At 38.5% G+C, this 4642-nt stretch carries 5 protein-coding genes; 1 reads left to right on the top strand and 4 read right to left on the bottom strand.

The features are described 5' to 3' along the window. Window positions 1-45 precede the first annotated feature (45 nt). Together PLK24_RS08575 and rpsU are read right to left on the bottom strand one after the other, a co-directional pair. The gene (locus PLK24_RS08575; RefSeq protein ID WP_324478186.1) at window positions 46-486 is read right to left on the bottom strand and encodes a GatB/YqeY domain-containing protein; all 441 of its coding nucleotides are present in this window, start codon (window positions 484-486) and stop codon (window positions 46-48) included. Further along, window positions 483-662: a 30S ribosomal protein S21 gene (rpsU, locus tag PLK24_RS08570; RefSeq protein ID WP_218110887.1), complete on the bottom strand. Its 180-nt coding sequence runs from the start codon at window positions 660-662 to the stop codon at window positions 483-485. Before rpsU ends, PLK24_RS08575 begins: the two co-directional genes overlap by 4 nt. A gap of 294 nt (window positions 663-956) precedes the next feature. On the opposite strand from rpsU, the gene PLK24_RS08565 reads away from it, so the two are divergent. Next, window positions 957-1373: an Asp23/Gls24 family envelope stress response protein gene (locus PLK24_RS08565; RefSeq protein WP_324478183.1), complete on the top strand. Its 417-nt coding sequence runs from the start codon at window positions 957-959 to the stop codon at window positions 1371-1373. Between the two features lie 48 nt (window positions 1374-1421). Here the strand turns inward: PLK24_RS08565 and PLK24_RS08560 are convergent, their stop codons facing one another. Together PLK24_RS08560 and leuS are read right to left on the bottom strand one after the other, a co-directional pair. Further along, window positions 1422-2009, bottom strand: coding sequence for a helix-hairpin-helix domain-containing protein (locus PLK24_RS08560; protein ID WP_324478180.1), 588 nt, complete (start codon window positions 2007-2009; stop codon window positions 1422-1424). Window positions 2010-2179: 170 nt separating this feature from the next. Next, window positions 2180-4642 (bottom strand): leucine--tRNA ligase (gene leuS / locus PLK24_RS08555; RefSeq protein ID WP_324478179.1); only part of this gene is annotated, 2463 nt, incomplete at its 5' end.

Raw genomic sequence — 4642 nt, 5'->3', positions numbered from 1 at the left:
ATATTCAATTTGTTTGTGTTTGGCATTTATAGACAAATGAGCTTATCATCCCTCATTCAACTTTTGTTTAACTATAGCCGATATCTGAGAACCATCTGCTCGATTGGCTACCCTAGTCATAACCTCTTTCATAATTAAGCCAAAGGATTTCTTTTCCGACCAATTCGTTAATACTTCATCAACCAAAGCTTCAATCTCCTCAATGGTCAGTTGAGATGGCATAAATTCTTGGAGGATAGACATTTCCAACTTGGCTTTTTGAATGAGTTCCGGGCGGTTCCCTTTTTCAAAATACCCAATAGAATCCTCCAACTTTTTTACACCTCTTTTAAGCACCCGAGCCAACTCATCCTCATTTAAAGGCTCACGTTTTTCGATTTCTTCATTTTTTATTTCGGCTAAAACCAGACGAATCGTATCAAGCCGGGTGAAGTCTTTTTCTTTCATTGCTTTTTTCATTTCTTCAACCAGCCGTTCTTTGATCATCTTCTTTTTTTCCTCCGAGCTGCAGCTTGAGCCTTTTTTCTTTTCTTTTCACTGGGCTTCTCATAATGCTCTCGTTTTTTTATCTCAGAAATTATCCCATTTCTTTGACATTTTCTTTTAAAACGTCTTAATGCTTCATCAATGCTTTCGTTCTGGCTTACTTTTATTTCTGTCACCAAAATTCCTCCCTTAAAATCCAAAGTAGAAAAATTATAGGATATTCACTATAGGGTGTCAATGAAACCCCAGAAAAGAAGGCTTCCACCCACTTTTAAGTTTAAATGATCATTTAAAACCGGGAATTAACAAATCCAAGTTTAAAAAAATCACAAATTATTCTCGTACAAAGCGTAAAAAAATACCTTTGGTTTAATATGGCCTTACAATTATTATGAACTTTTTTGCTTTCTAAAAATAGAAAGATAATGATATTATAATAAAGATATTATATCAGATTGGGGGTTTCAACCATGAACGAAGAACAAAATCCACTCATGGATAATTCTCCACAACAACCGACTCCTACCGTAACGGAAGCTATTGGTGAAATCAATATTGCACCGGATATTATTGCTACTCTTGCTGGCATTACCACCATGAAAATTGCCGGTATAACCGGCATGGCGGGTATTCCATCAGCTTCTTTGAGCACCATAATGGGAAAACGTGAAATTAACAAAGGGGTTAAGGTAGACATTAAAGACAAAACCGTTGGCTTAGAAATTTCCGTGGTTATCGATATTGACACCGTCCTCATCGATGTGGCCAAAAATGTACAGCGTGAAGTGAAAAAAGTCATAGAAAACAAAACCGGAATGATCGTTAATAAAGTTGATGTCAATATCCGAGAGGTATCTTACAAAGAAAAGGACGAAGCTCCGGCTTAAAAAAGTTTCTATTTATAGGTTAGCATCACAATCCTTGGCTGGAAATAATTAAAAGCTAATCGATTCTTTAATATCTTGTAGTTTTTTGGTGCCAATTCCTTTCACATTTATAAGATCTTCAACCGATTGAAAGGGGCCATAGGTTTTTCGATATTCAATTATTCTTTGAGCGATGACATCACCGATTCCGGGGAGTCTTTTGAGCTCCTCAAGGGAAGCAGTGTTGATTTGAACAACCAGATTACTATCAGTTTCTTCAGATAAGGGGCGTTGCCCAATAAAAGATAATTGAGAATTTTCAAGCTGGCCTTGATTAGAATTCTGAGCTGGAATGTTGATACGGAGTCCATCATGTACTGGTGCTGCCAAATTTAAACTTGAAATATCAGCTTGAGGGGAGACTCCGCCAGCAAGCTCAATAAGCTGGTATAGCCGGGTACCCTCTTCTACTTGGTATACTCCTGGCTTGAGCACTTCACCGGCGATTTGAATAATATAGTTTTCTGGTCTATTCTCGTTCGAAACCTTATTCGGTAACGAAACAGTCCAGGTTTTATAAAATAAAAAACCGGTACTAAACACTAATATTGACGATAGAATAATAAAAACGATTCTTTCTTGACGAGAGAATGCCATCGTTCTTGCTTTAAACCTAATAAAATCCCTGCTAATAAATTTTAATCTTTTGATTTAATACGTTAGAAATCTCATACAATAAGCAATTTATTTATATTCATAATATGATAATTTCTATTATAATATAAAATAAATAAAATGGAAATAGGATTCTCTTGAAGAAAGGCGTTTTATCGAACCACTAGATTCAAAAGCTTATCTGGAACAAAGATATGTTTAACCAGTGTTTTTTGATCTATCCAAGTTTGAACTTTTTCATCCTTCAGGGCGATTTGCAAAACTCCTTTTTCATCGGTACCAGCAGACACAGTAACCTTACTTCTTACTTTACTATTGATCTGAATAACAATTTCAACTTGATTTTCGACCAGTTTCTCTTCATCGTGAGTTAACCAATCAGAGGCTGACAAAAAGGACGTTTCTCCTAAGGCTCTCCAGAGTTCTTCGGTCAGGTGAGGAACAAAAGGATTAAGCAGCGATATCAGGGTTTTAGCGGCTGTAATTAAAATTTTCTTTTCTTGAGGATGAATCCCTTTTCCGGAAAAAGCCCGGTGAGAATCGATAATCTCATTTAGCAATTCCATCAATGAACTGATAGCAGTATTGAAATGGAAACGCTCACGAATATCGGTGTCCACTTTTAAAATCGTCCGGTGGATCATTCGTTCCAAGGCTTTAATTTTCTCTTGATCAGGTTCTACTCGTTGGTCTTCCTCACATCGAATAACTTCAGTTACTGTTCTCCATACCCGGTTGAGAAATCGATGTGCTCCTTCAACGCCTCGATCTGACCATTCCATATCCAGTTCTGGGGGCCCAGCAAAAAGAATAAAGACCCGAACGGTATCTGCCCCATATCTCAGAATTATGTCTCGAGGACTTACCACATTTCCCTTTGATTTTGACATTTTAACTCCGCCCTTGGTAACCATTCCCTGGGCAAACAAATTAATAAAAGGTTCGGGAAAATTGATCATCCCCAGATCTCTCAATACTTTTATAAAAAAGCGTGAATAAAGAAGGTGTAGAATGGCATGTTCTACCCCACCAATATACTGATTGACTGGCATCCAATAATCAACATCTTTTCTTTCAAAAGGTTCTTGGTCGGTCCAAGGTGAACAATAGCGGAGAAAATACCAGGAAGAACACATGAAGGTATCCATGGTATCGGTTTCTCTTTTTGCCGGACCACCACAAATCGGGCAAACGGTATTGACAAACTCGTCACTCCGAGCTAATGGTGAAGGACCACCCGGTTGGAAGTCAACATTTTTAGGAAGAAGCACGGGAAGGTCTTTTTCTGAAACCGGTACTTCACCACAACGATTACAGTATAAAATGGGAATAGGAGCTCCCCAATATCTTTGCCGAGAAATTAACCAGTCTCTTAAACGATAAGTAACCGCTCCCTTGCCAATTTCTTTCTCTTCTATATAGGAAATTATTTTTCTTTTTCCTTCTTCCGAAGGCAAACCACTATAATCTCCTGAATTAACCATTAATCCTGAACCAGCATAACATTTCTCTTTGTTATCCGACTGAAGAGGTTGGATAACTTGGCGAATCGGCAAATTATATTTAACTGCAAACTGGTAATCACGTTCATCATGAGCAGGAACCGCCATAACTGCACCAGTTCCATATTCAAGGAGCACGTAGTCAGCTATCCAGATCGGAATCTTCTCCCCGTTAATGGGATTCACGATTTCCTTTCCGATATACATTCCGTCCTTGTCTAAGGTTTCCGACATCCGATCGATATCGCTTTTTCGAGAAATTTTTTCTCGAAATTTAATAACTTCATCTTGGTAGGGTGTTCCTGCAACCAGCTCGTCAACCAAAGGATGTTCGGGAGCTAAGACAAAAAAAGTCACACCAAAGACGGTATCAGGCCGGGTGGTAAATACTCTGATTGACTGGTTTAAATCCGGAAGAGAAAAATCTATGTAAGCACCTTCGCTCCGACCAATCCAATTCCTCTGCATAGCGAGAACTCGTTCCGGCCATTCTCCAAGAGTGTCGATATCATTCAACAAAGCCTCAGCATATTGGGTGATTTTTAAATACCATTGGCTAAGCATTTTTCGAATAACCGGTGTTCCACATCGTTCACAGTTCCCTTCCACAACCTGTTCGTTGGCGAGAACTGTGGCGCAAGAAGGACACCAATTTACTTGACCGGCTTTTTTATAGGCTAAGTTGTTTTTATAAAATTGCAGGAAAAACCACTGAGTAAATTTATAGTATTCTGGTTCACAGGTTATGACTTCTCTCCGCCAATCATAACTGATACCAATTCGTTTTAAAACTTCACGCATTTTATCTATTTTATCATGAGTCCAAACCGATGGATGAATGTTGTTTTTAATTGCAGCATTTTCCGCAGGCAAACCAAAAGAGTCATAGCCCATGGGATGGAGAACATTAAAGCCTTTGCGGGTAAAATACCGGGCTACGACATCTCCAATCACATAATTCTTAACGTGACCCATATGAGGATCACCAGAAGGATAAGGAAACATTTCTAAAACATAGTATTTTCTTCGTTCGGGGTTGGTTTCTACCTGAAAGAGGCGATGGTCAGACCACTTTTTTTGCCATTCCAACTCAATTGCATCAAAATCATAATT

Source organism: Atribacter sp. (genome assembly GCF_035418125.1).
GTDB classification, from domain to species: Bacteria; Atribacterota; Atribacteria; order Atribacterales; family Atribacteraceae; genus Atribacter; species Atribacter allofermentans.
The sequence above is the reverse complement of the archived record's forward strand: the minus strand, read 5'-3'. Positions and strand labels throughout refer to the sequence as shown.

Bases quoted from the DNA above. Each gene is read 5' to 3' on its own strand.
- PLK24_RS08575 (WP_324478186.1), bottom strand. From the start codon at position 486: ATGATCAAAGAACGGCTGGTTGAAGAAATGAAAAAAGCAATGAAAGAA.
- PLK24_RS08565 (WP_324478183.1), top strand. From the start codon at position 957: ATGAACGAAGAACAAAATCCACTCATGGATAATTCTCCACAACAACCG.
- PLK24_RS08560 (WP_324478180.1), bottom strand. From the start codon at position 2,009: ATGGCATTCTCTCGTCAAGAAAGAATCGTTTTTATTATTCTATCGTCA.